Here is a 25,615-nt window from a genome sequence, read left to right as displayed (position 1 = left end):
GCAAGGGACGGTAACAATGAGCATTGATAACGAGAGTAATCCTGAGTCCTCGAATCTGTTGCCTGCGAGTGATCTTTCACGACGGGAGCTACTGCGTCTAGGTTTATTGGGGTCGGCAGGTTTGGTATTTGAGGATCTGTGGTGCCTGCCCGCTTTGGCTGTTTCTTCCAAGCAAAATGCAAGAGCTAAGTCGGTTATCCAGATATGGATGTGGGGCGGACCATCCCATCTCGATACCTTCGACCCTAAGCCGGAAGCCGGCAGCGATTACTCCGGTCCACTGAATCATCCAATTGAAACTAATGTGAAAGGCATCCGCATCTGCGAACTCATGCCCTCTCTTGCCAAATGCGCAGACAAGTACTCCATCATTCGAAGCATGACGCATGGGGTAAATGCACATGAGACCGCTTCCTATGAGGTTCAGACCGGCCGTGTTTCAGGTGGGCGGGACGTATTCCCTGGTGTCGGTGCGGTAGTTTCTTACTGTAAGGGATACAATTCCGGTTACAGTAGCCTGGTGCCTCCTTATATCGTCCTTACGGAGCCACAGGGGCGTTTTTCAGAATCGGGTTTCCTGGGGTTGAAATACAAACCATTTGCTACGGGCGGCGATCCCGCGCAGAACCGCTTTGCGGTAGAGGGCCTTGTATTACCGGGTATTTCAGATCAGCGTCAACGCGGTCGCCGTGAAATCCTGCATCAGCTCGATGCGCTCGATAAGGCACTGCAAGGAAGTCCTCAGTTGGCGACATGGCATGATAGCGAACATCAGGCATACGACTTGATCTTGGGCGATAGCGGGAAGGTCTTTGATCTGACCCAGGAAAAGGATGACATGCGCAATATGTATGGTCGGAATACATTCGGTCAATCGTGTCTGGCAGCTCGTCGCCTGGTAGAACGAGGAGTCCCTTACATCACAATCAATTATGCAGGTGGATGGGATACGCATAAGGAGAACTTTCAGGTTATGCGTAGGCGCCTTCCTGAGATGGATAAAGCCATGTCTGCACTACTACAGGACCTTTCTTCCCGAGGTCTTCTGGATAGCACGATCGTGTGGTGGGGCGGAGAATTCGGCCGTACTCCGAAGGTAAGTTGGGAGGCTCCTTGGAATGGTGGCCGCAATCACTGGGGGCAAGTATTTTCGTCGGTTGTTGCCGGAGGAGGATTTAAGGGAGGCCACGTTGTAGGTTCTTCCGATGCTCGTGGTGAGGAGGTGAAGGAGCGGCCGGTATATCCGATGGATTTGATTGCGAGTATTTATTCCTTGCTCGGAATTGATCTCGATACAAGGCTGCCGCATCCATTAGGGTCTTTGGTTTCTGTTGGTCCCCGCAAAGATGAGGGTGTGAGATCCGCCGGATTGCTGAAGGAGATTTTGTGAAGTCCAATTTCACTAGGGCAATCCTATGTGTCTTTGCAATGGCAACATCGTCGGCGGTAGTTGCCCAGCAAAATCCTCCTCATTCTGCGTATCTCTATCCTGCAGGCGGTAGGCAGGGAACCACCTTCGAAGCAACCGTGGGTGGACAATTTCTCGATGGTGCTCGCGCAGTATTTGTTTCAGGTAAAGGTGTTCAAGCAACGGTGACGTCTGTTACCAGTCCCTTATCGACCGCACAGAAAGAAGAATTAACAAAAGAACTACAGCAGATACGAGAGAGTCATAACGGTACTCCCGGCAAACCTATTCCAGCAGCAAATGTGCCATCCGTAGCTCCTGCGGCGGATAATCGCACACTCTCGACGGGTGTAACAACGAGTAAGGAGAGAGGTACAACTCCTCCTTTGAATTTTAAATCGGTAGTCGTTGTTACTCCATGGACTCCAGTAGACAGAGAGCGTGTTAAGGAGATTCAAAAGAAGCTGGATGAGTCGACACGAATGATAATGGCTCCAGCCTTTTCCCGTTCCGTAAAGTTGCACGTTGTTGTGGCTTCTGACGCTACGTCTGGGAGTCATGAGCTTCGCCTTTTGACGGACCGAGGGATGACCAATCCTATTGTCTTCTATGTCGATCATCTGCCCGAGTATTCGCAGCCGCCGCAGTATGTTTCTCCTTCTTTATCTGCCGGAGGTGGAATTTCTCTTTCCGAGCAGGCCCATTCTGCCGCTGCAGTTGCTCCCATTACAGTCTCTTTCCCTATTATCGTGAATGGGCAGATGATGCCTGGAAGTCCCGACCGTTATTGTTTCCGTGCGCGAAAGGGACAACATCTGGTGATAGAGGCGAAGACGCGTGCTCTTATCCCGTACCTTTCCGACGCTGTTCCTGGTTGGTTTCAAGCCAATCTGGCACTCTATGACCCGAAAGGCCATGAACTTGCTTCGGCCGATCACTTCCGCTTTAGTCAAGATCCCGTTATCGAACAGGACATTCCTGAAGATGGCAACTACACAGTGGAGATACGCGATGCTATTTACCGTGGACGTGAAGATTTTGTTTATCGGATCACGATAGGAGAATTGCCATATGTAACCAGCATTTTCCCTCTCGGTGGCGAAGAGGGAAGTCATCCGCGCCTTGAGCTGTCAGGCTGGAATCTTGGTAGTACAAACTATAGACCATCCACTCGGGAGACGGGTCTTCATTTGCTTACCGTGGGAGCGAGCGGTTGGAATGCAAACTCTGTCCCCTTCGAAGTCGATTCTCTTCCTGAGAAAACGCAGATACAGTCCGTGACCGATTTCAAAAAGGCAAAACGCATCAAGCTACCTGCAATTGTCAACGGCCGGATTGCCCATCCTGGCGATGTTCACATCTTTCGGATCGATGCTCAGAGTGGAGAGGAGATCGCAGCCGAGGTACATGCCCGGAGACTGGGGTCGCCACTCGATTCTGTACTCTCGTTGACGGATGCAAATGGTAAGCGACTGGCCTTTAACGACGATGCGGAGGATAAAGCTTCAGCACTGATAACCCATCAGGCAGATTCATTGCTTCTTTATCGGGCTGTTGCTAAAGGGACATATTTCTTGCACCTCACGGACGCTCAGCATAGCGGGGGATTGGAATACTCCTATCGATTGCGCCTGAGTCATCCTCGACCTGATTTCGAATTGAGGCTTGTTCCTTCAACAGTCAACCTTCGTCCCGGGGAAACGATCCCGGTGACGGTCTATGCTTTGCGGCACGACGGCTTCCATGGCGAGATATCTTTGCACGTGAAAGATGGGCCATCGGGACTGGTTCTTCATGGCGGAGTCATATCCTCTTCTGCCGATAAAGTGCGTGTTACTTTGACGGCTCCTCCCGTAGCGATATCTCAACCACAAAACTTGCTGCTGGAAGGGGAAGCACAAATCGACGGGCGGCCTGTGTATCGTGCAGCTGTTCCTGCCGACGATATGATGCAAGCTTTTGCCTGGCATCATCTGGTACCGGCCCAGGAAGGACTGGTGCTGGTATTTGGATCTGGACACCGCGATTCCATCTGGAAGGTCAGCGATAGCTCTATCAAGGTGCATGGTGGAGGCACAGCTTCGATTCGTGTCGGAGTCCCCGCCTCACAGCTTGCAAATCAATGGGATGTGAAATTAATCGATGCTCCTGAGGGTATCAGCATTTCAGGGATTACAAAATCCGACAATGCTATTGAGATTCACCTCAAGGTGGATGGCAAGATCAAAGAGGGACTAAAGGGCAATTTCATCATGGAAGCCTCCATAATTAAGCCCCAGAATCCTGCCAATCCAAAAGCCAATCGCGTTGTGTCACTCGGGACCTTGCCTGCAATTCCATTTGAAGTTGTACGCCCCTAAGCTAGCGGTGAGGGATGTGTATGAGCAGACTCTCAAAACATCCAGGTATTTGGTTGTTCCATTCATTCCAGTCGTGACCTCCCGGTATGGTGTGAAATTCATAAGAGTAGCTGCGCTGTTTTAGGATCGTGATGAATTTGCGGATTGGAGATAGAAGGGATTCCTGTTTACCTGCTGTGATGTATAGGTAAGGTGTTTGGGAGGGTTCAGCAAATCTGACCAGGACGAAGGGATCGTTGTGAATGCGTGTGTCGCTGCCTGTAGGGCCGAAGATGGCGCGGAAACGCATACTTTGCGACCATCGGTTCAGACTAAAACGGCGGCTGGGTACATCAATGGCGGGACTGATAGCACCTGCAAAAACAAACAAGTCTGGACGTGTAAGAGCCAATTTGACAGCTGCGAAACCGCCCATCGATACTCCGACAATCGCGCGATTTTCTCGGCCGGATCGAACGGGGAAACGCGACTCTACGTCGGTAAGTACGTCGTGAACAAGGTAGTCGTGATACCGGTCTTTTGTATTGAGTGCGGCATTTGTGTAATACGAACAGGCACCGTCTACCATTACAAGAAGGAGTCCCTTTGCTGCATAGGCACCTACGTCTGAGTAGTTGGACCAGTCCCTGAAATCACTGCCACAACCGTGCAACAGATAAATCACAGGCAAGTTCGTATTCGAGGTAGTCTCCGCTGGCATATAGACGCGGTAAGGCATGTTATGGCGGAGAGCCGAAGAATAGAAGGTGACGTCTTTGCTGATGACTCCTGGGAAGCTGCGCGGGTGATCCGTTACGGCTAATTGCTCATGATGACACCCCGTAAGCGGAGCAAATGCGGCAAGGATTGCTAAGAAACAGCTGAGAACGGCTTTCATTTGGAAAACCGATTATACCCAGAAGTCCGTGATCAGCTAAGCATACATATTTTCATCTCCAGCCTGGTTGTAAGCATCGAAGCCTATAGCCGTGTCCGAATTTACTCTTCACTCTCTGCTGACGTCGCCCACCGTAACGATTCGCGATACGGAATGCCTGGGTACCTGCACGTCTATGAGCACGGAAGAGGCGACGAAGACAACTCAGTTGATATTTCCTTATCGTGGAGTCTACATACGTCATGTCGGGCAAACCCAGGCTGTTGCTGAGGCCAACCAGGTATTGTTTTTCAATGCCCATGAAGGCTACCGGATCAGTCATCCAATCTCGGGTGGTGATGGCAGCCTGACGCTGGTAATCGATGAGTCACAGCTTCAGGAGTTGGTGCCTGCGGATCTGTTGCATCGCAGCTCCGGAATCTACTTTCGAGGACAGAGTCTGAGACTCGACGCTCGTACGCAAGCGCTGGTTGCAAAATTGCGTCATGGTTTGCATAACAATGCCATTGGGTCTTTGGAAGCTGAAGCTTTGGCCTTTACTCTGGTGCAACAGGCTCTTGGTCCTCGTGGTTCGCGTTCAGCTGCTACAAATGCAGGATTACAGAAGTTGGCAGATCGGGCGAAGCTCGTGCTCGGAAGCAATTTGGCGCGCCGTTGGACTCTGGCGGAGGTTGCCAGGGAAGTTCGTGTTTCTCCCGTTTATCTCACACAGGTTTTTCAGAAAGTCGAAGGCCTGCCCTTATACCAATATCAATTACGCCTCCGGCTGGCCCGAGCACTCGAGATGCTTGTACGGTATGACGATTTGACGAGCCTTGCACTGGAACTCGGGTTTTCCAGTCATAGTCATTTCAGCGCTGCGTTCCGGCAGCATTATGGCTATTCTCCGTCAGTCTTCAAGCGTTCGGCTCTTGGACGTTGATCGGCATAAGCGGACATTTCCAAAAATAGCTAAAGATTCTGACAGCGATCTCTCCTCTATACATGGCCTACTGTCGTCATAGTGAACCTTTGGATTCTGGAGAGAGTATATGAACCAGTCAGAGCAAACCAAAAATTTCCGCAAATTACACACACGTCGTCCGTTGATTTTGCCAAACGCATGGGATGCCGCAAGTGCCCGCGTGTTCGAAGCCCTCGGCGCGGAAGCAATTGCCACTACCAGCGCTGGCGTCTCGTGGACGTTCGGGTGCAGCGATGGTCAGAAGCTGAATCGCCAGGAAATGTTCGATGTGATCCGCAACATCATTCGGAGCGTGAATGTTCCAGTAACCGCAGATATCGAGAGTGGCTATGGCAGTGGTTCAGTTAACGATGTGGCAAAAACGGTGGAGCAGCTGGCTTCGATCGGCGTTGCCGGAATAAATATCGAGGATTCTCCCGGACGCAACGGCCAAGCGCTACTCACTGCCAACGAACATGCCGAGCGGATTCGGATCGCGCGCAAAACGGTAGGTGACGCTGGCTGCGATCTGGTCATCAATGTGCGGACAGATGTGTATCTCTTTCAGGTGGGTGATCCGGATAGCAGATTCGATAACGTAGTGGAGCGCGCGAAGGTCTATCGCTCCGCAGGCGCCGATTGCATTTTTGTACCTGGTGTTATCGATTCCAGCACTATTGCCAGTCTGGTCAAGGCTATCGATTATCCGCTAAACGTCATGGTCGCACCTGGCGCGCCAAGTGTGAAAAGTCTTGGGGAAATGGGTGTTGCTCGCGTAAGTGTGGGACCGGGTATCACTCAGGTAGCGCTTGCGGCAGCTCAACGCGCAGCGCGTGAACTTCTTGAACACGGTACCTATGGAGTCCTTGAAACGGGGTTGCCTTTTGCTGAGATTAACACCTTGTTTACTCCACGTCTTCAGTAATCAAGACCGGATTGAGCCCAGGAGCAAGTAGCTATGACGTATCAAGAGATCAGTCGGCGCACCACAATCAATAGCAACCACAAAATCGCGGTTGTCGGCGCATCAGGGCATACTGGCCGTTTCGTTGTGTCTGAATTGGCGCGGCGTGGTATCAAAGGTATTCTTGTCGGGCGCGATGCAGAGAAGCTTTCTCCCTTGGTCAGCAGGCATCCGTCATGGAAGATTCGCTTGGCCTCTGTTGATGCTCCTCAAACGCTCGATCAGGCGTTGGCGGATGCGTCGTTGATTATCAATTGCGCTGGTCCCTTTATCGATACGGCGGTGCCTGTGATGGATGCAGCTCTTCGTGCTGGTATCCATTATTTGGACGTGACTGCAGAACAACGGGTAACGCTTGAGGCTTTCGAGCGGTTCTCCGCGGCAGCAAAGGCGGCGGGAGTTGTAATCATGCCTTCCATCGCGTTTTATGGCGGATTAGGAGATCTTCTTGCGACAGCGGCCATGGCGGATTGGACGACAGTAGACGAAATCCATCTGGCTGTTGCACTCGATAGTTGGAAGCCGACACGCGGAACTTCTCGGACAGGAGAGAGGAATCCTGGCCGCAGATTTGTGTTTTCAGGGAATGTACTGACCTTTGTTGACGATCCTTCCCCTGAGCTTTCGTGGGATTTTCCTCCGCCTTTTGGGAAACAGGATGTTGTCATTTTCCCTCTGGCTGAGACTATCGTGATCTCGCGCCACCTGCGGGTGCCCGAAATTCATGCCTATGTGAATCGAACTGCCTTGAAGGACCTTCATGATCCCGGTACGCCACCACCCATAGCGGCAGATGAGCGAGGTCGTTCCGATCAGCGTTTCTATATGGAAGTACTCATCCGTAAGGGAGACGAGGAACGGTATGCAGCAGTATCGGGGCGTGATATCTATGCCGTTACTGCCCCTTTGGTAGCCGAAGCAGCGGAACGGATTTTGACTGGCGATTGCAGAAGGGCAGGAGCTGTCACTCCCGGCGAGATTTTTGATTCGAGAGCGTTTCTGGAAGCACTCTCGCCCGAACCGTTTTCTCTGAGCCTCGGAGAGGGCGTTGCAAGCATGAGCCGAAGTACGTAGCCAGATTTGCTTCTTCTGGCGTATCACTTTTTAGGATGCTTGGATATACACAGGTATCGCAATTTGTTGGGTTGACGATAGGTGGTGGACCCAATATGATGGGGTTCGTGTTCGGTGGCGAGGTTGCGAGTCAGCCTCGCCTGAAAAGGGAACCTCGTGCAATTCGAGGACTGCCCCGCAGCGGTAAATGGGAACGAATTCCATCACATGCACTGGCTTTCCCAAGAAGCTGGGAAGCGATGGCGAGTAGATGCAGCTCAATGGGGCTGCAAGCCCACAAGTCCGAAGACCTGCCGACACGACGCTTTGCGCGTCTTGACTGAAGCCTTCGTGGGAGAGGCTGGTCGGATCAGGATTTGTCCGTACAGGTGGAGGAAATCTCCATTTGTTGGCTCGTGCTCTTCTGCCCAACTCCATGAAGTAAGAGATGATCGGGTTATGTAACCAGTCGTGTGTCATATTTCTGTGGCCGCTTCTGTTTGCTGCCCCTTTTGCCTGTTAGGAGATCAATGTGGAAACCGTTGCAAATACTTATAGGGAACAGCAAAAGAAAAATAGTGCCGGGGCATTTACTGAAATATGTAAAAGAGATGGAAGCATTGTAGCTTTTGATGCACAGAAGATTACGACAGCCATTCGAAGAGCGGGAGAGGCGGCCGGAGAATTTGGAGAAGATATTGCAGTTTCGCTTACCCGTCGTGTTATTGCCTTGAATCTGGCACTTGAGCGCTCTGAAATGTTAAGCGTCGAGGCAATTCAAGACGCTGTTGAAGAAGTTCTTTTGAACTCACCATTCAAGAAAACTGCACGTGCCTACATCTTGTATCGCGAACAGCACAAGAAAATTCGGGAGTTGGTTGATCAGGCTAATGTCGATCTGGTTGCCCAATATCTGGAGAGGACAGACTGGAAGGTGCAGGAGAACAGCAATATGGCCTTTTCCCTGCAAGGGATGAATAACTATATTGCCAGCCAAATCAGCGAAACATACTGGCTAAATGAGATTTACTCTCCTGAAGTGCGGGAGGCACATGTAAGCGGTGCTTTGCATCTGCACGATCTTGGCCTTTTGGCGGTTTATTGTGTTGGATGGGATCTGCAGGATCTTTTACTCGCAGGATTTCGGGGAGCTCCTGGGAAAGCGGAAAGCAGGCCTGCAAAGCACTTCCGCACAGCGCTCGGACAGATTGTCAATTTCTTTTATACCTTGCAGGGCGAGGCTGCAGGAGCTCAAGCCTTCTCCAACTTCGATACGTTGTTAGCTCCCTTTATTCGCAATGACGGTCTTACCTATGAGGAGGTTAAGCAGGCTCTGCAAGAGTTTGTCTTTAACCTCAATGTTGCAACACGCGTTGGATTTCAAACTCCGTTTACCAATCTCACTCTCGATCTGCAACCTCCTACCATGCTGGCGGAGCAGGCCGTAATTATTGGCGGAGAGCGACGAAGCGAGACGTATGGGCAGTTTCAGGAAGAAATGAATATGCTCAATCGTGCTTTCCTCGATGTTTTGGTCGAAGGGGATGCTCGCGGGCGTGTCTTCACTTTTCCCATTCCCACATACAACATTACTGCCGATTTTCACTGGGATTCACCGGTACTGGATCGTCTTTGGGAGGTAACGGCGAAATATGGAGTGCCGTATTTTGCCAACTATGTAAATTCCGATCTTTCTCCCGATGACTCTCGTTCCATGTGTTGCCGCCTTCGTCTTGATACCAGGGAATTGCAGAGGCGGGGAGGAGGTCTTTTCGGTGCCAATCCTCTTACCGGTTCGATTGGAGTCGTGACCTTAAATATGCCTCGTCTCGGCTATCTCTCGAAGAATAGAGACGAGTTTTTCGCGCGGCTCGATCAACTGATGGATTTGGCCCGAACAAGTCTCGAGACCAAGAGAAAAGTCCTTGAGCGGTTTACAGAGAAGAACCTCTATCCATATACGCAATATTATCTCCGCGACATTCGTGCCCGTTTCGGACGTTATTGGGCGAATCACTTTTCCACGATTGGCTTAGTTGGAATGAACGAGGCGTGCAGAAACTTTCTTGGTTGCGATATTGGAAGCCCTGAGGGCTCCCGGTTTGCTGCCGAAGTCTTGGATTACATGCGTGAACGGTTAGCTCTCTATCAGGAAGAAACCGGCAATTTCTATAACCTGGAGGCGACTCCTGCAGAGGGCACCAGCTATCGTCTGGCGAAGCTAGACCAAGAAGCGTTTCCTGAGATTCTTTCTGCAAATGAACGACAGGTGAAAGAAGGGGGCAGTCCTTTCTATACGAATTCCACGCAACTTCCGGTCGATTATACGAACGACTTATTTCAAGTATTGGCACTGCAGGATGCTCTGCAGCAACGCTACACAGGTGGAACCGTGCAGCATCTGTTTCTAGGAGAAGCTGTGCCGAATCCGGAATCTGTAAAAGCGTTTGTGAAGAAGGTTTGTAGTAGTTACAGACTTCCATATTTTACTGTGACTCCTACTTTTTCTATCTGCCCGGAGCATGGGTATCTCAACGGCGAGCAGACATCATGTCCCGATTGCGGAGTTCGTACAGAGGTCTATTCCAGGGTTGTTGGCTATTTGCGTCCGGTGGGCCAGTGGAATAAAGGCAAACAAGCCGAGTTCGAATTGCGCGAATCGCTATCGATTGGAGCCTGATCCATGCTGATCGGAGGTTTCCTTCCGCTTAGTCTTTGCGATTATCCGGGGAAGATGGCTGCCGTCGTCTTTACGCAGGGATGTAACTTTCGTTGTCCTTACTGCCACAACGGAGCTTTACTGACGGCACATTCGGAGACTGCTATAGCGGTCTCCGATGTGCTGGCTTCTCTCCATAGCCGCCGGAAATTTCTGGATGGTGTTGTGATCAGTGGCGGAGAGCCCACTCTACACGCCGATCTGGCGGACTTTCTTGTGGCGGTCCGCTCTATGGGCTACGCCGTCAAACTCGATACGAATGGCAGCCGTCCTAAGGTGCTTCGTGACCTGTTTGATCGGAAGCTATTGGATTTTGTTGCAATGGACGTAAAGGCACCGCTCTCTCGATATGAGGTCCTGGCTGGTATTGCTGTAGAGACATCCGTCATTTGCGAGAGTATCGATCTTATTGCCGAAAGCGGAGTGCGCCATCAGTTTCGAACTACAAACGTTTTGCCTCTGCTTGCTTCCGAAGATCTTGCAGCTGTTCGAGCGATGATTCCAGCTCGTAGCAGCTATTCTCTGCAGTCATTTCGTTCAGAGACAGCCTTGGACCCGTCTTTGCGGGTGTAGTTTCTTGCGGCAAGATGCGCTAGCTCAAAACGATTGGTTCCCGGCGTGGAACCAATAATTCTCTCCACCTTGGTCTCAATCTGCTAGTCTCAAATCAAGACCATTCCTATTACGTAGAGGTTAGCGTTCTGAGTCGCCCGTTTTCGCACCCGAAGAAGAGTTCTGTTCTGCATTGCGGAGAGTTGCCGCTTGATTCTCTCGCGAAGAAATTCGGTACTCCGCTGTATGTCTATTCTGCAGATGAGATTTTGCAGCGATTGAGCTTGTTCCAGAATGCATTTGCCAATCGCTCGCATTTGGTTTGTTATGCGGTGAAGGCAAATTCAGCCCTGGCTATCCTTGAATTACTCGATAAGGCTGGTGCCGGTTTCGATATCGTTTCCGGCGGAGAGCTACAGCGCATCCTGGCGGTGAATCCGAAAGCTGCAGAACGGGTTGTCTTTTCCGGAGTTGCAAAAGAGCCCTGGGAGATGGATCTTGCTCTCGATGCGGGAATCCGTCTTTTCAATGTTGAGAGCGAGCCGGAGCTGGAGCTCCTTGGTGAGCGTGCGAAGAAGAAAAAGAAGTGCGCGCGTATTGCTTTCCGGGTCAACCCGGATGTCTTTGCCGAAACGCATCCTTATATCTCTACCGGTATGCGTGAGCACAAATTTGGCGTTGATTTTGCTACTGCTCGCCGCGTTTATCGCAAGGCTGCCGAGCACAAGTGGCTGGAACCTTATGGGATCAGCGTACATATCGGGTCGCAGATTCGCAGCGCCGATCCGTTTGGTGCCGCCCTGGGGCGTGTTGCTCAGTTCGTGAAGCAGCTCAAGAAGAGCGGAATCGAGTTGCGCAGCATCGATGCCGGCGGAGGGCTGGGAATCGAATATCACTTAGGCAAGAGCTTTGATGCTGAGAAGGAAGTGAAGAAGTACTCTCAGGCAATCAACCAGGCACTTGACGGCATGGATGTAGAGCTCCTTGTTGAGCCTGGCCGTTTCATTGTTGCCCAGGCGGGAGCTCTAGTGACTCGCGTGGTCTATGTGAAGAAGAATGGAAAGAAGACTTTCCTTATTACCGATGCTGGCATGAATGACCTGATCCGCCCTGCCCTGTACCACGCGCATCATGAGATAGTGCCGGTGGAGCCGCATCGTGGTGCCCTTCGTCCGATGGACGTAGTTGGTCCCATTTGTGAGACAGGGGACTTCTTCGCTCGGGATCGTAAGCTACCTTCCCTGAAACGTGGAGATTTGGTTGCAGTGCTGGATGCCGGGGCGTATGGTATGTCCCTGAGTTCGAATTACAACACCCGTCCGCGTCCTGCTGAAATTCTCGTAAAGGGCAAGCAGGCCCGCAGAATTCGTCGTCGAGAGACAATAGATGATCTCCTGGCGGTAGAAGAATGGGGAGGACGGAAGCAACAGGGGTAAGAAGCAGGGAATGTTCCAGAGAAGACGACGTGTTTTGCAATTGTTTGCCGGTGTAATTGTTTGTTCGGCAAATGGCTTAATGGCAGCTGACCGCGGTACTGCGCCATCGCTCCAGATAAAGATAGAAGCTGGTGTTGTAGAGGGAAGTAAGTCCGCCGGAAGTACAGTCAGGGCCTTTAAGGGAATTCCTTATGCTGCACCTCCTGTTGGAGATCTTCGCTGGAAAGAGCCTCAGCCACCTGTTGCCTGGACGGGTGTGCGTCCGGCACAGCAGTTCGGTTCCCGTTGTATGCAGGGGAATGTTTATCCGGATATGGTCTTCCGTGACTCCGGTCCGAGCGAAGATTGTCTCACCCTGAATATCTGGACTCCGGCTGCAAATGCCACCGCCAAATTGCCGGTCATGGTTTGGATTCATGGCGGAGGTTTCCTTGCGGGTGCTTCATCCGAACCTCGCCAGGATGGAGAAAATCTAGCCAAGAAGGGCGTTGTTGTTGTATCGCTCAATTATCGTCTGGGCGTCTTCGGTTTCTTAGCCCTTCCCGAACTCAGCGCCGAGTCGCCACACAAGGCCAGTGGTGACTACGGTCTTCTCGATCAAGTCGCAGCTCTTGAATGGGTGAAGCGCAATATCGCCGCTTTTGGCGGAGATCCTGGCAATGTGACAATCTTTGGCGAGTCCGCCGGATCGTTTTCAGTGAGCGCGTTGATGGCCTCGCCTTTGACAAAGGGGCAGTTCCAGAAAGCGATTGGTGAGAGCGGTAGCGCTGTTGGCGGGAAAACTCTGCCGTTTTTGCCGGGGAAAGAGACCGCGGAGAAGCATAGCCAGTTTCTAACGACAGCTCTAGGATCTGCCAGTCCGAAGGAACTTCGCGCAAAGTCCGCTTCGGAGATCTTGGATGTGGATTTCAAAGCTCATGGCGAAAACCCATGGTTTATTCCTTCCATCGACGGTTACTTTCTCCCTGACGAGGTAGCCGATATCTATGGCGAAGGCAAGCAGGCACATGTGCCATTACTCGCCGGCTGGAATCGGGATGAAGCAGGAGGCGTTCTCCTGGACGCGAAGGATAAGCCTACGGTAGCGACTTTCCGTGCAATGGCGGAAAAGGAGTTTCCGAAAAAAACCGACCTTTTCCTTTCTCTGTATCCTGCAAAGAACGATGCTGAAGCTGCTCAGTCGACGCAGGCTTTAGCCGGAGATCGGTTTATCGCATATTCAACCTGGAGATGGATTGAAGCTCATTCCGATACTGGAGAAGCACCTATCTTCCGTTACAGATTCGATCAGGCTCCTCCACCGGATCAGTATCATCCGGCAGGGACGGGGGCTTATCATTCCGCCGATATCCTCTATGTCTTTGGGACGCTGGATTCAATGACACTGCCTTGGACTCCGGCAGACCGAAAGCTATCCAGCGAAATGATGAGCTATTGGACGAACTTCGCAAGAACAGGGAATCCCAATGGACAAGGATTGCCCGTGTGGCCGGAATACCGTCCTGAAACCGGGTGGAAGCTCATATATCTTGGCGAGAAGATTGAAGCCAACAAAGACGATCTTCGCGGTAGATACGAATTCCTGAAACGCTTCGATAACTGATCATGAAGTCAGAAATTCGAGATTGGCGTAGCTAGGCTGGTATTGTTGGCGAGCCCAGGCCTTTCGGGAAGGCTTCTATAGCTGTGTTGTAGACCAAGGGCAATATATGTATGGCCATTCTGTCAAAAGGGATGGCCATACAAACTAAGATTAACGAGATGCCTTCTCTTGCGCGAGCTTCTGAAGCTCAGCTTGAATCTCCTGCACTACGCTGTCCCACACTCCCGATACCTTTTGCCGGAATACTCGGGCAGAAGGGTACCAAGGACTATCTTCTCTCTCCAGAAACCAACGCCAATCAGTCCGGTTCAGCGGCAGCATGACCCATCCGGGGATCCCGAGTGCGCCTGCGAGGTGGGCGACGGCTGTGTCTACGGTGATTACCAAGTCCAGTCCGGCAATGAAAGCAGCCGTATCCGCGAAATCCGTGTAGCGGGAGCAGACATCGGTGATGTGCATCCGCTGTGCAACTTCGGCGAGTTGTCTTGCCGGCTCACCCACTTGCAAGGAATAGAGTGAGAGCCCCGGTACATCTCCAATTGGAATAAGCTGTTTCAGCGGTACAGAACGATAGACGTCCTGTGTGCTCTTCATGTTGCCGGCCCAGGTTATGCCTACTCGCAAACCTTTTCCTGGCCAGAGTTGTAGAGCTTTTGCTATCTCCTCTTCCGGTATTTGCAGATATCTTGATGCTGAGGGAATCGTCTCGATTGTTGTCTCAAAGGCCAGCGGGAGGCTCATCAACGGGCAATGCCAGGAGAATTCCGGAAGAGTGTCTCCTCTGGCGATGACCTGATGGATTCCGGGAAGCTGCTGAAGCAGTCGCTGTAGTCTTGGCTGCACTTCAAGAATTACTTTGCCTCCACGCTGTGTGACCATCTGGGCATAGCGCACGAATTGGATCGTGTCGCCATAGCCTTGTTCGGCATGAAGCAAGATAGTTTCGCCGTGCAGCGGTTGACCGGTCCACTGGGAGCAGGTGAAGTTCCGGGGAACAATCTCCTGGCCCTGCAGCTTCCATCGCCATTCATATTCGCGCCAGCCTTCTTTCAATTGGCTGGTTGCTAAAAGATCGAGCGCCAGATTGACGTGAAGTAGGGCTGTGTCCGGGCTTTCTACGATAGCTTGCCGATAGCAATCGATTGCAGTGCTTAATTTTCCCTGAAAGTCCAGTGTCCTTCCAAGGTTGAGCAACAATTGCCAAAAGAGTGCCCCGCCCATTATTTCTCCACGGGGCAGAGGGTTCTTTGTGGTTCCTTTTGAACTCTCCCGTAGTTGCAGGGCAATGCGCAGACACTGTTCTGCGCTGACGGCATCGCCGAGCTGCATCAGCAGGAGCCCGAGACTGTTATAAGCATCGATATAGCCCGGGTTCAACGCAATGGCCTTCTGATAACACTCAGCGGCATCTTTTACGTTGTTTAGCGAAGAGAGCGCAATTCCCAGTGCGTTATAGCATTCTATATAATCGGGCCGCAGGTTAATGGCATTCTTGAAGGACTCTGCTGCTTGGGCAGGTGAGCCGGTGTCCAGATATTTGCACCCATTCCGAAAATACGCTTCAGCATCGGCAAGCGTGGCCGGGGTGGAAGATGTCATAACCGGCAGCCTTTCTCCATAAATTGTTCCGTGGACGAGGAATAGCTCTCCGCCAGGAGTTGAAGGTTTAGTCGCACTTGTTCTATGAGTCCATGCCAGTCGCCAGGATTCGGTTGACGAAAGATTCTCGCACTTGGATACCATGGACTATCAGTCCGATCATCGAGCCAGCGCCAATCGAAGCGAGTTGCCGGGATCAGAATCCATACCGGAATTCCCAATGCTCCGGCTAAATGGGCAACCGCCGTATCGACGGTGATTACAAGATCCAGTCCTGCTACAAATGCGGCTGTATCGATGAAATCGGTGTATCCAGAACAGACGTCTATCAAAGGAAAGGTATCGGCGACTTCGGCAATCTGCTTTGCGGCTTCACCTACCTGGAGGGAATAAAGCGACACGCCGGGTAGTAAGGAGAGAGACGCAAGTTGTTTGAGTTGTATTGAACGATGCTTATCGAGAGTGTGTTGTGGATTGCCACTCCATGCAATGCCGACTCTCAATTCTTTGGACGGCCATTTCTGTTGCTCTTTAGCTATGTTTTCTACGGGGACAGAGAGATAGGCTAAGTTCGAAGGAATGTTTTCCAGATTCGTTCCAAAGGCAAGGGGCAAGCTCATAAGCGGGCAGTGCCAGGAGAATTCCGGGAGAGCTTCTCCTTGGACAATCACTTTGCTTGCTCCGGGAGTGTGCTCAAGGAGCCGGAAAAGCCGTAAAGGCACTTCCAGGATGACTTCTCCTCCTCGCTCGGCGACAAGCGGGACATAACGGATACACTGCAAAGTGTCTCCATAGCCTTGCTCTGCATGAAGAAGTATCTTTTCGCCCTTTAGATGTTGTCCTGTCCAAAGAGGACAATCGAAGTTATGTAACTTTGTGGAGAAGCTACGCATCTGCCAACGCCACTCATGCTCTTTCCATCCTTCAGAGAAATTGCCTGAAGCCAAAAGCGCAGTAGCAAGACTGTAGTGTAAATCGGCATTCTGTGGATCCAGACGGATAGCATCGCGATAGTATTGGAGTGCTTCTTTTGTCTGACCGCTTTCCCTTAAGGTCAGTGCCAAATTATTCATCGTCTGGATCTGAACGGTGGCGGCTTGCTTTGATGTTTGCACGTTCTTTGCAAGCAGATTCAGAGCCTTCCGATAACACTGAATTGCTTCGGCGAACATGAATTGCTGCCGAAAAAGGTTCCCCAGGTTGTAGTGATATTCAGGCGCAGAAGGATTGCACTCCAAGGCGCGACGATATGCAGTCTCCGATTCTGCATATTTCTGCAATTGCAGGTACAGGAAGCCTAGATCGCTATGTGCGGCCGCATATTCAGGATTCAGAGCTACGGCTCTCTGACAAAACTCGAGTGCTTCTTCAAACTTAGCTTGCTTTATCAGTGTCTGACTCAGGTTTCTGTGGCATTCAGGGAAGTCAGGCATTAATTCCATAGCACGGCGATAGAGCGCTTCCGCATGGAGATACTGTGACTGCTGGAATTGCTGATTCCCAAGCTCCCAGAATTCATTCGCGATCTCCTGATTGGTGCGCTTTCCGATATCTGCTGCAAGAGCCTGGGAAATTGGAGCTTCCTCTCCTGCTTCAGTCAATGGATTCGCATAATCGGGATTTGCCTGAGAGGCCTGTTGGAAACACTCTTCTGCTTCAACTCTGCGATTGAGGTGAAGATAGATTCTGCCGAGATCGTGAAGGTACTGCACCTCTGAAGGCCTTTGAACGAGTGCCGCTTTGATCAGGTATATGGCTGTGTCGTACTGGCCCAATTGTTGAGCGACAAGTCCCATGAAGTACAAGGCATCGCTATGCCTGGGATTTTTGCGGAGAACCGCTTCATATCCTTCTGCCGCCTGCTTTAGCCGTCCTGCCTGATGATGCAGCCGGGATTCGCTCAGAATCTCGGCAAGGGAAGGTTCTTTGGGATCGTTATTGCTATTGTCTTGGATCTGGGCCACTGATGCACACATACAGGAAAGGGCATTGCAATCGCCAGGTATAGGCGTTCGGGGAAAGATAAGAGAAAAATAAGAAAAGGAGGCCGTTGCCCGGCCTCCTCTGTGACAAATGAGATTAACGGGTCGCAGATTCGAGAACGGCCACTCCGTATCTCTCCAGCTTTACGGCAGTTACGTCTTTGTTGTCGAAAATGCTATGCATCTTTGACGGTAAAGAGACTTCCCGCTCGCCATCTGCAAAATTCACCAGAATGACTACATTTTTGTTCTGACCGAAGCGTGTATAGACGTCAACTCCCTCAGGCACCGAACCAAAGGCGGGAGTTACACCGCTCTGGGAAGTCATCCACTTTGCTGCATTGGCTAGGGTTGTGTCGTCCAGATGGGCTCCGATATAGGTGATCGTGCCTTTCCCAAGCTTGCGGGAAATCACTGCAGGTTGTTCATCCAGCCATCCATTGCTCTTGCCGAAGCGCATTAGTACTTGAGTGGATGGATCCTGAGTGCTCAACTGCTCAGCCCAGATGCTGCTGCTGCCCGAACCCCACTCTCCGGAGACCGGTACCGTACCTTCCAGGGCATAGAACTGTTCTACCCGTCCTCCCAGTGCCTGCGTGAAGGGGCCCGGCTGACGTTGCTGCCATAGGGCGTTATCCTCGTCCTTCATGGCACTTCTCTGTCCTAGAACAAGATGTCCGCCATTGCGAACATAGTCGAGCAGATGGTTGGCCGTTTCCTGCGACAGGACATTCAAGGCTGGGGCAACCACAAGTTTGTATTCGGATAACGGGGCAGTGGGGGAGACGATGTCGACTGTCTGTGCAATCTTTCGGACAGCGCCATAATAGCGAATCAAATCTTTGATCGGATCGTATTCCCGGTTGTGCTTTTGGAAATCAATAGCCCAAAAAGCATCGTAGGAATGGAGAATTGCAACCTGCGAATGGACGGTTGTGCCTTCTAGTGCCGAGCTTGCGAGTGCGAATTCTTTTCCGATCTGTGCAACTTCGTTGTAGAGAGGAACGGGGGTACCGTCAGCTCCGACAAGAGTTCCATGGTACTGTTCCTGGCCATTGAGAGCGCTACGCCATTGCCAATAGCTGACAGCGTCGGAACCGTGACCGATGGCGTGCCAAGCCATCGCCCTTACCTCGCCTTTGTTCAGAGCATTATTGACGGAATGCCAATTGACGAAGCCCGGCTGCGTCTCCATTACCCAGAAGTTCTTTCTTAGGAAGCCTCGTGTCAGATCATGCGTAGCGCCATTCCGTGCCGGATCCAGGTGGCCACTGCCTACGTAGTTGTCCCAGGAGGCTAGATCCAGGTCCTGACTGACGGTGTAGTGATCGTAGGCATTGAACCAGCCCATCATGTTTGTCGTTATGAACTGATCCCGCGTGCTGTTGGCACGGATTTCGTCCAGCTGGTTCTTTTGATAGTTGCGCCATGTATCGCTTACAAAGCGTTTCCAGTTGAGCAAGAGACCGGGATTTCCATATTGGGTTTCGATTGGAATCTGGCTCCAATCCGAGTAGGTCTGGCTCCAATAGGCTGTGGTCCAGCGGTTGTTCAGGTTGTCGAGCGTGCCATACCGGGTATGAAGCCAGTTTTGGAAGTCTTTCTTCGTGGCCGGGTCATAGGATTCGGCGGCGTATTCATTATCGATCTGCCACCCGATCACATCGGGATTGTGTCCGTAACGTACCGCCATCTGGTGAGCAATTCCGCGGGCCAACTCCCGGTACTTCAAGTTGTCCCAATTGAATTGTTGACGATTGCCGTGCTCGTCGTACCGGCCATCTTCCCTCATCCGGAGAGTCTCAGGATATTTTTGGGTCAACCAGGCGGGAGGTGCGGCTGTTGGCGTGCCAAGTACCGTATAGATGTGGTGGCGTGCGGCAGCTGCAATAGCATGATCCATCCATGAAAAGTCGTATTTCCCCTCTTCCGGCTCCATGGCGCTCCAGGCAAATTCGCCGATACGAACGAAACGAATTCCGGCCTTCTCCATGTAGGTAAGGTCGGCTTCCCATCGTGCTTCAGGCCATTGCTCCGGATACCATGCCGCCCCTAACCACAGAGAGGGTTTAGCCGTGGGCACTTGGTCTGCTGCCTGAGCCATTGAGGTTGTGAACTGAGAAAAGACTCCCAGGCTGAAAGCCAGGAGGAGAATCTGTGTGGATCTGTGTGCGAACTTGGATAAACGGTGCACTCCATTGCCCCTTCCGCGAGAAAACGCTTACAGCAAAGCAGTGTATATCGGATAAGCCAATATTCTCAGCTTCTGGGAAGGAAATTTTTTCGGGAAAAGGCAAAGGCTGCCGAAGCAGCCCTTTGCCGTGTGTGCTTGTCGAGGTAAACTAGGCTGCTCGTACTGCTTGCGGGTTTGCCCGATCTGATATCGAGGTGAGGAGCTTGTCGGCGTGGCCCTCTTCCTGAATCGTTTGATTCAGAGTTTCCGCCTGCTGACTGAATCCTAAGATTTGGGCGAAGCTTCGGACGGTTCCGTAGCTGGCAATCTCAAAATGCTCAATTGCCTGTGCTGCGCCGATAATACCTGCATCGCGAACCGCGAGATCGTTGGCATCCTTGATTGTGTCCTCACCCGCCGTAATGAGTGCCGCAGTCACCTTACATTTCTTGTCGACTGCTTCTCCTTCAAGTTCATTCAGGATGGCCTCCAGCCGTTGGGTCTGGACCCGAGTTTCCTGTAAATGTGACTGCAGAGCATCTTTTAGTTGCGTATCGGTTGCTGCCTCCCTCATCTTCGGAAGGGCATCGATGATCTGTCGCTCAGTGGAGAGAAGCATTTGAAGGCGGTGGATATAAAGCTGTTTCAAATCTTCGATATTCTCAGAGAAGAACTTCATGGCAATACCTCGTGAGATTCACGTTATGGGTTCTTAGAACAACCAAGCGTTAACAAGTCTTAGTGGAGAATTACTCCGTTCCTATTCGCATTTAGGTCTGCTCGGATGTTAGTAGCTGCTTCTTGGGAGTAATCGAGAGAGTTCAAGATTCGCTTTGTATTCAGCGATTATTCCCGAAGAGGAATAATCGCTGAATAGTTGTTAATTGAACTTTCTCTCGACACGGAGAGGTGGGATGTCCATCTTTGTGCTTGGGATGCTCTTCAGTGGGACGCTTCGGGCTTGGCGTAACTCTGTGATTTAGTTTCTTGGCTGACCTAAGTAGATCTAGAGATATGATTTGCAGTTAAGGATGTGAGTTTCTTAAGGATAGCGATATAGAAAAGGCGCAGGTTTTGGCTGCGCCTTCTTCAAGATATTAATAAAATTCAGCTTCCTTAGTTCACGTTTAGTGCTCCATCAAAGGAGACAACCATAGAGTTATTACGTATTTGCATGGATTGAATCCTGAGTCGCTCAAGCGTGAGGGTGTAACCGGTGCTTTGCCGGGAATTGAACAAAGCCTTGCGTATGAGGTCGGCGGCATTAATCTTCATGTTCGCCGGAACCTTATGATTCAGAAATGGTTGTAAAAAGAAGTTTAATTCAGGAGAATCACTTAGTTTTTCCAGCCGTGCGTCCTTAAATCCAATGATTTCATTCTGTGCGTCCGGAGCAAAGGAGACATCGGTATTGAGGGAGAGAGGAATACCCAAACAACGTCCGGCCATTTCTTTCCCTAATTTCCCCTCTGTATGTATATGAACAACAACGCGATCGGCGGAATAGGTGACGTGTGGGTTTTCGACATAAGCAAAACAGGCCGAGTGGCTATCTCCGTAGAGATAATGACGTCCCATTTCTCCGTTAAAGAGTTGGGTTTTTAAAGTGCGCTCAAGGGCGTCTGCCGATACTTTTAATTCAGTAGCTTTGCACGTTGGAATAAGACAGAACAGTAAACAAAAGAGTAAAATCCCAGATCTTTGCATCATTTCTATAGGCAGATTACTCCTCTGCGTCCGGAAATCAGAAGTTTGCGGGAAAAATACCATTAACAGGTCTGACCACTAGGGCAATCAAAATATGGGAATGGATTCTATGCCCTTTTAAAATGTTATATTTACCTCGTAGGAACTCAGACCGCTGGACCTCCAGGGGTAGCAAAAGCTATTGATTTATGGAGGAAAAATCCTTAAAATAAAATCTTTGTGACATTCCGGTGGACTTTTTCTAGACGGAGAAAAGGTCGTAAGTGCCGGCGTAGTAGCTCGTCACCTTTTTTGCTTAAGGATAAAAACTAAATGGCAAAGCGTCGTGGCAATCCAAATTGGGGCAAGCCGGAACCAATCGGTCCGGTAGTGCCGACTGTAACTTCTTTCGAGCAGATTGTTAAGGAATTTAAGCTGACCCCGGATCAATACATTCGTTCGACCCGGCTGCGGGAATGGGCGCGCCGGAACAAGAACTCCAAGTACATACCTGAATCGTTGCTGGAAGCTTGGGGATTCGAGATCGAGTCGACACTGTAAGTTTCGTATTTTTCGGTAATTACAAGGACAACGCCGCTCCCAACATGGAGCGGCGTTTGTCATTTGAGGGCTTGGGTTTCGTGATCTGACTCACTGGCTTGAAGCAGTTTCGTGAATGACAATGAATCTGCGTCGCTCCTGGGCGCAGATTGTGAAGAGCAGGATCGGGGAAATTGCTCCTAGAGCATTTCCCGCATAGGTATAGACTCGCCGAAGGCAACGAAGAGCGGCTTTCTTTGGCGGAAAGCCGCGTTAGCTTCTGTGCTTTGGTCTAGATCTTTGCGGGAAATGCTTCTATTCGGAAGCACCCAAGGGTCGATGCTCTGGAAGCGGTGAGCATGTTGGAAGCGCCATTTACAGATGTGCCTGGTGCACTGGAAGAAATCAAAGCCGGGCGGATGATTGTCGTCGTAGACGATGAAGATCGCGAAAATGAAGGGGATCTTACCTTCGCAGCCGAGTTCGTGACCCCCGAGGCAATCAACTTTATGGCGCGATATGGCCGTGGGCTTATCTGTCTAACCTTGACAGAGGAGCGGGCCGATTATCTTCAGCTGGATCCCATGACTCAGGAGAATTCTTCGCGATTCGGTACCGCGTTTACCGCATCGATTGAAGCGCGTGAAGGTGTGACCACCGGAATCTCCGCCTTTGACCGTGCACATACCATCCGAACGGCAATCGACCCAAAATCGACCGCTGCAGATCTGGCTCGACCCGGCCATGTCTTTCCTTTACGTGCCCGCCGCGGTGGGGTTCTGGTTCGTGCCGGTCAAACCGAGGCATCGGTAGATCTTGCCCGTATGGCCGGTCTAAACCCTTCCGGAGTGATCTGCGAGATTATGAAGGACGACGGGTCTATGGCTAGAGTCCCTGACCTGATCCTCTTCTGCAAAGAGCATGGTCTAAAGATGCTTACAGTGGCCGAAATCATTCGTTATCGCCTGAAAAGGGAGCGAATGATTTATCGAGTCGCCGAAGGTTCCCTGCAAACGGCCTATGGGGAATTCAGGATGATCGCGTACGAAAGCGATGTGAACCGCGGCGAGAGCCACATTGCGCTGGTCAGGGGAGATGTTGAAGAGTCCAGCGATCCGGTACTGGTCCGCGTCCATACTCGCTGCACGGTAGGCGACCTCTTCGGTGCTGTCGAATGCGATTGTCATGAGGTCATGCAGCGGTCTTTGAAAGTAATTGCCGATGCAGGACGTGGAGCTTTTATCTATTTGCACAATGCAAGTCCCGGATTTGGCATTGACAAGAGCCGCAGTCCGCAACGGCTGATGTTCCATCGGGAGATGCGCGCTGCGGAAGAACACGAAGCCCGGAATCAGCGGATTCTTCGTTCGATCGGTCTGGGCGGACAAATTCTCTCCGATCTCAAGATTCATAAAGTCCGTCTGCTTTCCAATACTCCTATGCATCTACCCGCAATTGATGGGTATGAGGTTGAGATTGTCGAGCAGGTTCCTGTTTCCCTCGAACCTCTTCTCGCGCGGCAGGCCAAGTAGTTATAGCTGTTTGAGCGTTATCTCCTTTGAGGATTGGCTTAGGGAAGGATCGACATGAAGAGTTCTAGATCGAAGTTTGTCTTCCTTCCCGCGACTCCGGAGCGGTGGAACGATCTTGAGTCTTTGTTCGGAGCCAGAGGCGCGTGCGGCGGTTGCTGGTGTATGACGTGGAGATTGCCACGGGCAGTATTCAATGCCGGGAAAGGTGAAGAGAATCGCAAGGCGCTTCGGAAGCTGGTGAAAAAAGGTTCAGCGCCAGGAGTTCTGGCCTATGACATGGGGAAGGCCGTTGGCTGGTGCGCGGTAGCTCCTCGTGCCGATTACCCGGCATTAATGCGCTCGCGTGTATTGCAGCCGGTTGACGATCAGCAAGTGTGGAGCATTTCCTGCTTCTTTATCGCCAAAGGATATCGCCGTCAGGGATTGAGTAGTTCGCTAATAGAAGCGGCGGCTGAATTTGCGAAAAGCCAGGGAGCGAAGATTGTTGAGGGCTATCCTCAGGTGGTGGCGGGTTCTTTGCCTGACGCTTTTGTGTGGACAGGACTGGAATCGAGTTTCCTTAAAGCGGGATTCTCCGAAGCCGCCCGTCGAAGCCCCAAAAGGCCTATCTTGCGCAAGACTTTTTAGTTGGGTCCGATCTGTCAGCTTGTGGAGAAGCCCCACCGGTTATTGTCTGCATGTTCAGGACGGCAAAGATTTTGTAATCTACATTAAATTGATGCTTAAGATTCAAGATGCAGTCAATTTTTCTCTACGGTGAAGTTGAGTGGCTGAGATCGACCTGTCCAATCCGAAACAATCCGAGCAATATCTGGCTGAATGCCGAAAACTGGTAGAGCGGGTACTTGCGTCCTCAACTTTCCTGAAATCTCCTCGACTAAAGAGCTTTTTGTCCTTTATCTGTTCCCAGGTTCTCGATGAGAATTCGACACACATTAACGAGCAGCAGATCGGGGTCCAGGTTTTCGGACGAGATCCGAGCTACAACACCGGCGACGATAGCATTGTTCGATCCCAAGCGCGATTTTTGCGACAGCGGCTGGAGGAATACTTCAAAGGTGAGGGCAGTAAGGAATCGATACAGATTCAGATTCCGAAGGGAAGCTATGTCCCGGTTTTTGTCCAGGTAGAATTACCTGCTCCCCTCGTGGAAGAAAAATCCGAGCCAGCTGCTATTGCTAAGATTGAGCCGCCGGGGCCTGTTCGTGAATCCCAAAGCTCTTATCGATGGCTTCATCTATCAGCTGTCGTCATCATTCTTTTGTTAATCGCAAATCTTTGGGTCTTTTATTTGCAGCGGGGCGAACGGAAATCGGCGGTGTCTCACCCCTTGTGGTCGGCGTTTTTTGATTCCGGCCGCAGAGTCATTATCGTACCGTCGGATAGCACTCTGATTTTTCTTGAAGAGCTTTCGAAGAAGTCATTTCGCCTGTCTGATTATGTGGATCGGAACGCGATTAGCAAAATTGAACTTCCCAAGGATCTCAATCCATTAACAGCGGCATCTGTCTATTCCCATCAGTACACAAGTATTGCCGATCTCGATCTTGCCGTGAGGTTTTCACGTTTACCGGAATCGAGCCGTGCCAATATCGAAATCCGCTATGCACGTGACCTTAGGATGGGAGATCTAAAGGAAGCTAATGTCGTATTGATAGGTGGGGCAAGAGCGAACCCCTGGGTTGAGCTATTTGAAGGCAAAACTTCTTTTTATGTGGCGTACGATCCTGCCACTGCGCGAAACGTGGTCGCCATCCGCTCTCCGCATCCAGGAGAAGCGTCCTCCTACCAGGAGAACAGCAGCGATCCTGAGCACCGGGCTTACGGGGTCGTCGCATTCCTTCCTGGGCTGGACGGGGAGGGAAATGCCATGTTGGTAGAGGGTACAAGCATGGCCGGTACCGAGTCAGCTTCTGATTTTCTTTTTAATCCCTCCTCGTTTGCTGCCTTTTCAAAGCAGATCGGCGTGAAAAACGGCAAGCTGCCTCATTTTGAGGTCCTGCTTGAGACTCGCAGCATTGGAGGAAATGCTCCACAGTCTCGGGTGATAGCGTATCGGGTAATGCCCTGATTCTCCAGCTCCAGAGCAATTCCATCGTTACTATACATACCCCCAATTGGTGAAGGGCCGCTTCTGTTCGAGGAAAGCGGCCTTAGCTTTTGCGTGTTCTAGTGGGTGGCTACGCTG

19 protein-coding genes and 1 riboswitch are annotated in these 25,615 nt (G+C 51.2%); of the genes, 13 read left to right on the top strand and 6 right to left on the bottom strand.

Features of this window, described 5'->3' with window-relative positions; genetic code table 11:
- The first annotated feature begins 16 nt into the window (after positions 1-16).
- On the top strand, positions 17-1,390 hold the full coding sequence (locus AC6I7T_RS05890; RefSeq protein ID WP_497792400.1) for a DUF1501 domain-containing protein: 1,374 nt from the start codon (positions 17-19) through the stop codon (positions 1,388-1,390).
- On the top strand, positions 1,387-3,768 hold the full coding sequence (locus tag AC6I7T_RS05885) for a hypothetical protein (protein ID WP_497792399.1): 2,382 nt from the start codon (positions 1,387-1,389) through the stop codon (positions 3,766-3,768). Before AC6I7T_RS05890 ends, AC6I7T_RS05885 begins: the two co-directional genes overlap by 4 nt.
- Position 3,769: 1 nt before the next feature.
- Here the strand turns inward: AC6I7T_RS05885 and AC6I7T_RS05880 are convergent, their stop codons facing one another.
- Entirely contained in the window at positions 3,770-4,645 is an 876-nt protein-coding gene (locus AC6I7T_RS05880) for an alpha/beta hydrolase (RefSeq protein ID WP_497792398.1), read from the bottom strand.
- A gap of 91 nt (positions 4,646-4,736) precedes the next feature.
- Here AC6I7T_RS05880 and AC6I7T_RS05875 point away from each other — a divergent pair, with 91 nt between their 5' ends.
- From AC6I7T_RS05875 to AC6I7T_RS05845, 7 genes are all read left to right on the top strand, one after another.
- Positions 4,737-5,567 carry a helix-turn-helix transcriptional regulator gene (locus tag AC6I7T_RS05875; RefSeq protein WP_497792397.1) on the top strand — a complete coding sequence of 277 codons (831 nt, stop codon included), beginning with the start codon at positions 4,737-4,739 and terminating at the stop codon, positions 5,565-5,567.
- 109 nt (positions 5,568-5,676) lie between these two features.
- Positions 5,677-6,513 (top strand): isocitrate lyase/PEP mutase family protein, encoded by an 837-nt coding sequence (locus AC6I7T_RS05870; RefSeq protein WP_497792396.1) that lies wholly within the window; start codon positions 5,677-5,679, stop codon positions 6,511-6,513.
- 33 nt (positions 6,514-6,546) lie between these two features.
- Positions 6,547-7,626, top strand: a complete 1,080-nt coding sequence (locus tag AC6I7T_RS05865) for a saccharopine dehydrogenase family protein (protein WP_497792395.1) — start codon at positions 6,547-6,549, stop codon at positions 7,624-7,626.
- Between the two features lie 94 nt (positions 7,627-7,720).
- Positions 7,721-7,938: riboswitch (cobalamin riboswitch) on the top strand.
- Positions 7,939-8,137: 199 nt separating this feature from the next.
- Positions 8,138-10,285, top strand: coding sequence for a ribonucleoside triphosphate reductase (locus tag AC6I7T_RS05860; RefSeq protein ID WP_497792394.1), 2,148 nt, complete (start codon positions 8,138-8,140; stop codon positions 10,283-10,285).
- A gap of 3 nt (positions 10,286-10,288) precedes the next feature.
- The gene (locus tag AC6I7T_RS05855) at positions 10,289-10,897 is read left to right on the top strand and encodes an anaerobic ribonucleoside-triphosphate reductase activating protein (protein WP_497792393.1); all 609 of its coding nucleotides are present in this window, start codon (positions 10,289-10,291) and stop codon (positions 10,895-10,897) included.
- 80 nt (positions 10,898-10,977) lie between these two features.
- Complete coding sequence (gene lysA / locus AC6I7T_RS05850; protein ID WP_497794558.1) at positions 10,978-12,312, top strand: diaminopimelate decarboxylase; 1,335 nt, start codon at positions 10,978-10,980, stop codon at positions 12,310-12,312.
- Positions 12,313-12,322: 10 nt separating this feature from the next.
- A complete protein-coding gene (locus tag AC6I7T_RS05845) occupies positions 12,323-13,915 on the top strand; it encodes a carboxylesterase/lipase family protein (protein ID WP_497792392.1) in 1,593 nt (530 codons plus the stop codon).
- Between the two features lie 150 nt (positions 13,916-14,065).
- Here AC6I7T_RS05845 and AC6I7T_RS05840 read toward each other — a convergent pair whose 3' ends face one another.
- The 5 genes from AC6I7T_RS05840 to AC6I7T_RS05820 form a co-directional block, all read right to left on the bottom strand.
- Positions 14,066-15,514 (bottom strand): tetratricopeptide repeat protein, encoded by a 1,449-nt coding sequence (locus tag AC6I7T_RS05840; RefSeq protein WP_497792391.1) that lies wholly within the window; start codon positions 15,512-15,514, stop codon positions 14,066-14,068.
- A complete protein-coding gene (locus AC6I7T_RS05835; protein WP_497792390.1) occupies positions 15,511-17,478 on the bottom strand; it encodes a tetratricopeptide repeat protein in 1,968 nt (655 codons plus the stop codon). Before AC6I7T_RS05835 ends, AC6I7T_RS05840 begins: the two co-directional genes overlap by 4 nt.
- A 115-nt stretch (positions 17,479-17,593) precedes the next feature.
- A complete protein-coding gene (locus AC6I7T_RS05830; protein ID WP_497792389.1) occupies positions 17,594-19,690 on the bottom strand; it encodes a beta-galactosidase in 2,097 nt (698 codons plus the stop codon).
- A gap of 148 nt (positions 19,691-19,838) precedes the next feature.
- Entirely contained in the window at positions 19,839-20,348 is a 510-nt protein-coding gene (locus tag AC6I7T_RS05825; RefSeq protein WP_497792388.1) for a DUF892 family protein, read from the bottom strand.
- Between the two features lie 437 nt (positions 20,349-20,785).
- Positions 20,786-21,379, bottom strand: a complete 594-nt coding sequence (locus tag AC6I7T_RS05820) for a hypothetical protein (protein ID WP_497792387.1) — start codon at positions 21,377-21,379, stop codon at positions 20,786-20,788.
- A gap of 309 nt (positions 21,380-21,688) precedes the next feature.
- On the opposite strand from AC6I7T_RS05820, the gene AC6I7T_RS05815 reads away from it, so the two are divergent.
- From AC6I7T_RS05815 to AC6I7T_RS05800, 4 genes are all read left to right on the top strand, one after another.
- Positions 21,689-21,916 (top strand): hypothetical protein, encoded by a 228-nt coding sequence (locus tag AC6I7T_RS05815; RefSeq protein ID WP_497792386.1) that lies wholly within the window; start codon positions 21,689-21,691, stop codon positions 21,914-21,916.
- A gap of 338 nt (positions 21,917-22,254) precedes the next feature.
- Complete coding sequence (gene ribB / locus AC6I7T_RS05810; protein ID WP_497792385.1) at positions 22,255-23,427, top strand: 3,4-dihydroxy-2-butanone-4-phosphate synthase; 1,173 nt, start codon at positions 22,255-22,257, stop codon at positions 23,425-23,427.
- A 54-nt stretch (positions 23,428-23,481) separates the two neighbouring features.
- Positions 23,482-24,054 carry a GNAT family N-acetyltransferase gene (locus AC6I7T_RS05805; RefSeq protein WP_497792384.1) on the top strand — a complete coding sequence of 191 codons (573 nt, stop codon included), beginning with the start codon at positions 23,482-23,484 and terminating at the stop codon, positions 24,052-24,054.
- 139 nt (positions 24,055-24,193) lie between these two features.
- Positions 24,194-25,498: a hypothetical protein gene (locus tag AC6I7T_RS05800; RefSeq protein WP_497792383.1), complete on the top strand. Its 1,305-nt coding sequence runs from the start codon at positions 24,194-24,196 to the stop codon at positions 25,496-25,498.
- The last annotated feature ends 117 nt before the right edge of the window (positions 25,499-25,615 follow it).

This window comes from Humiphilus diazotrophicus, from assembly GCF_059726315.1.
This window is presented reverse-complemented; position numbering and strand designations above follow the sequence as displayed.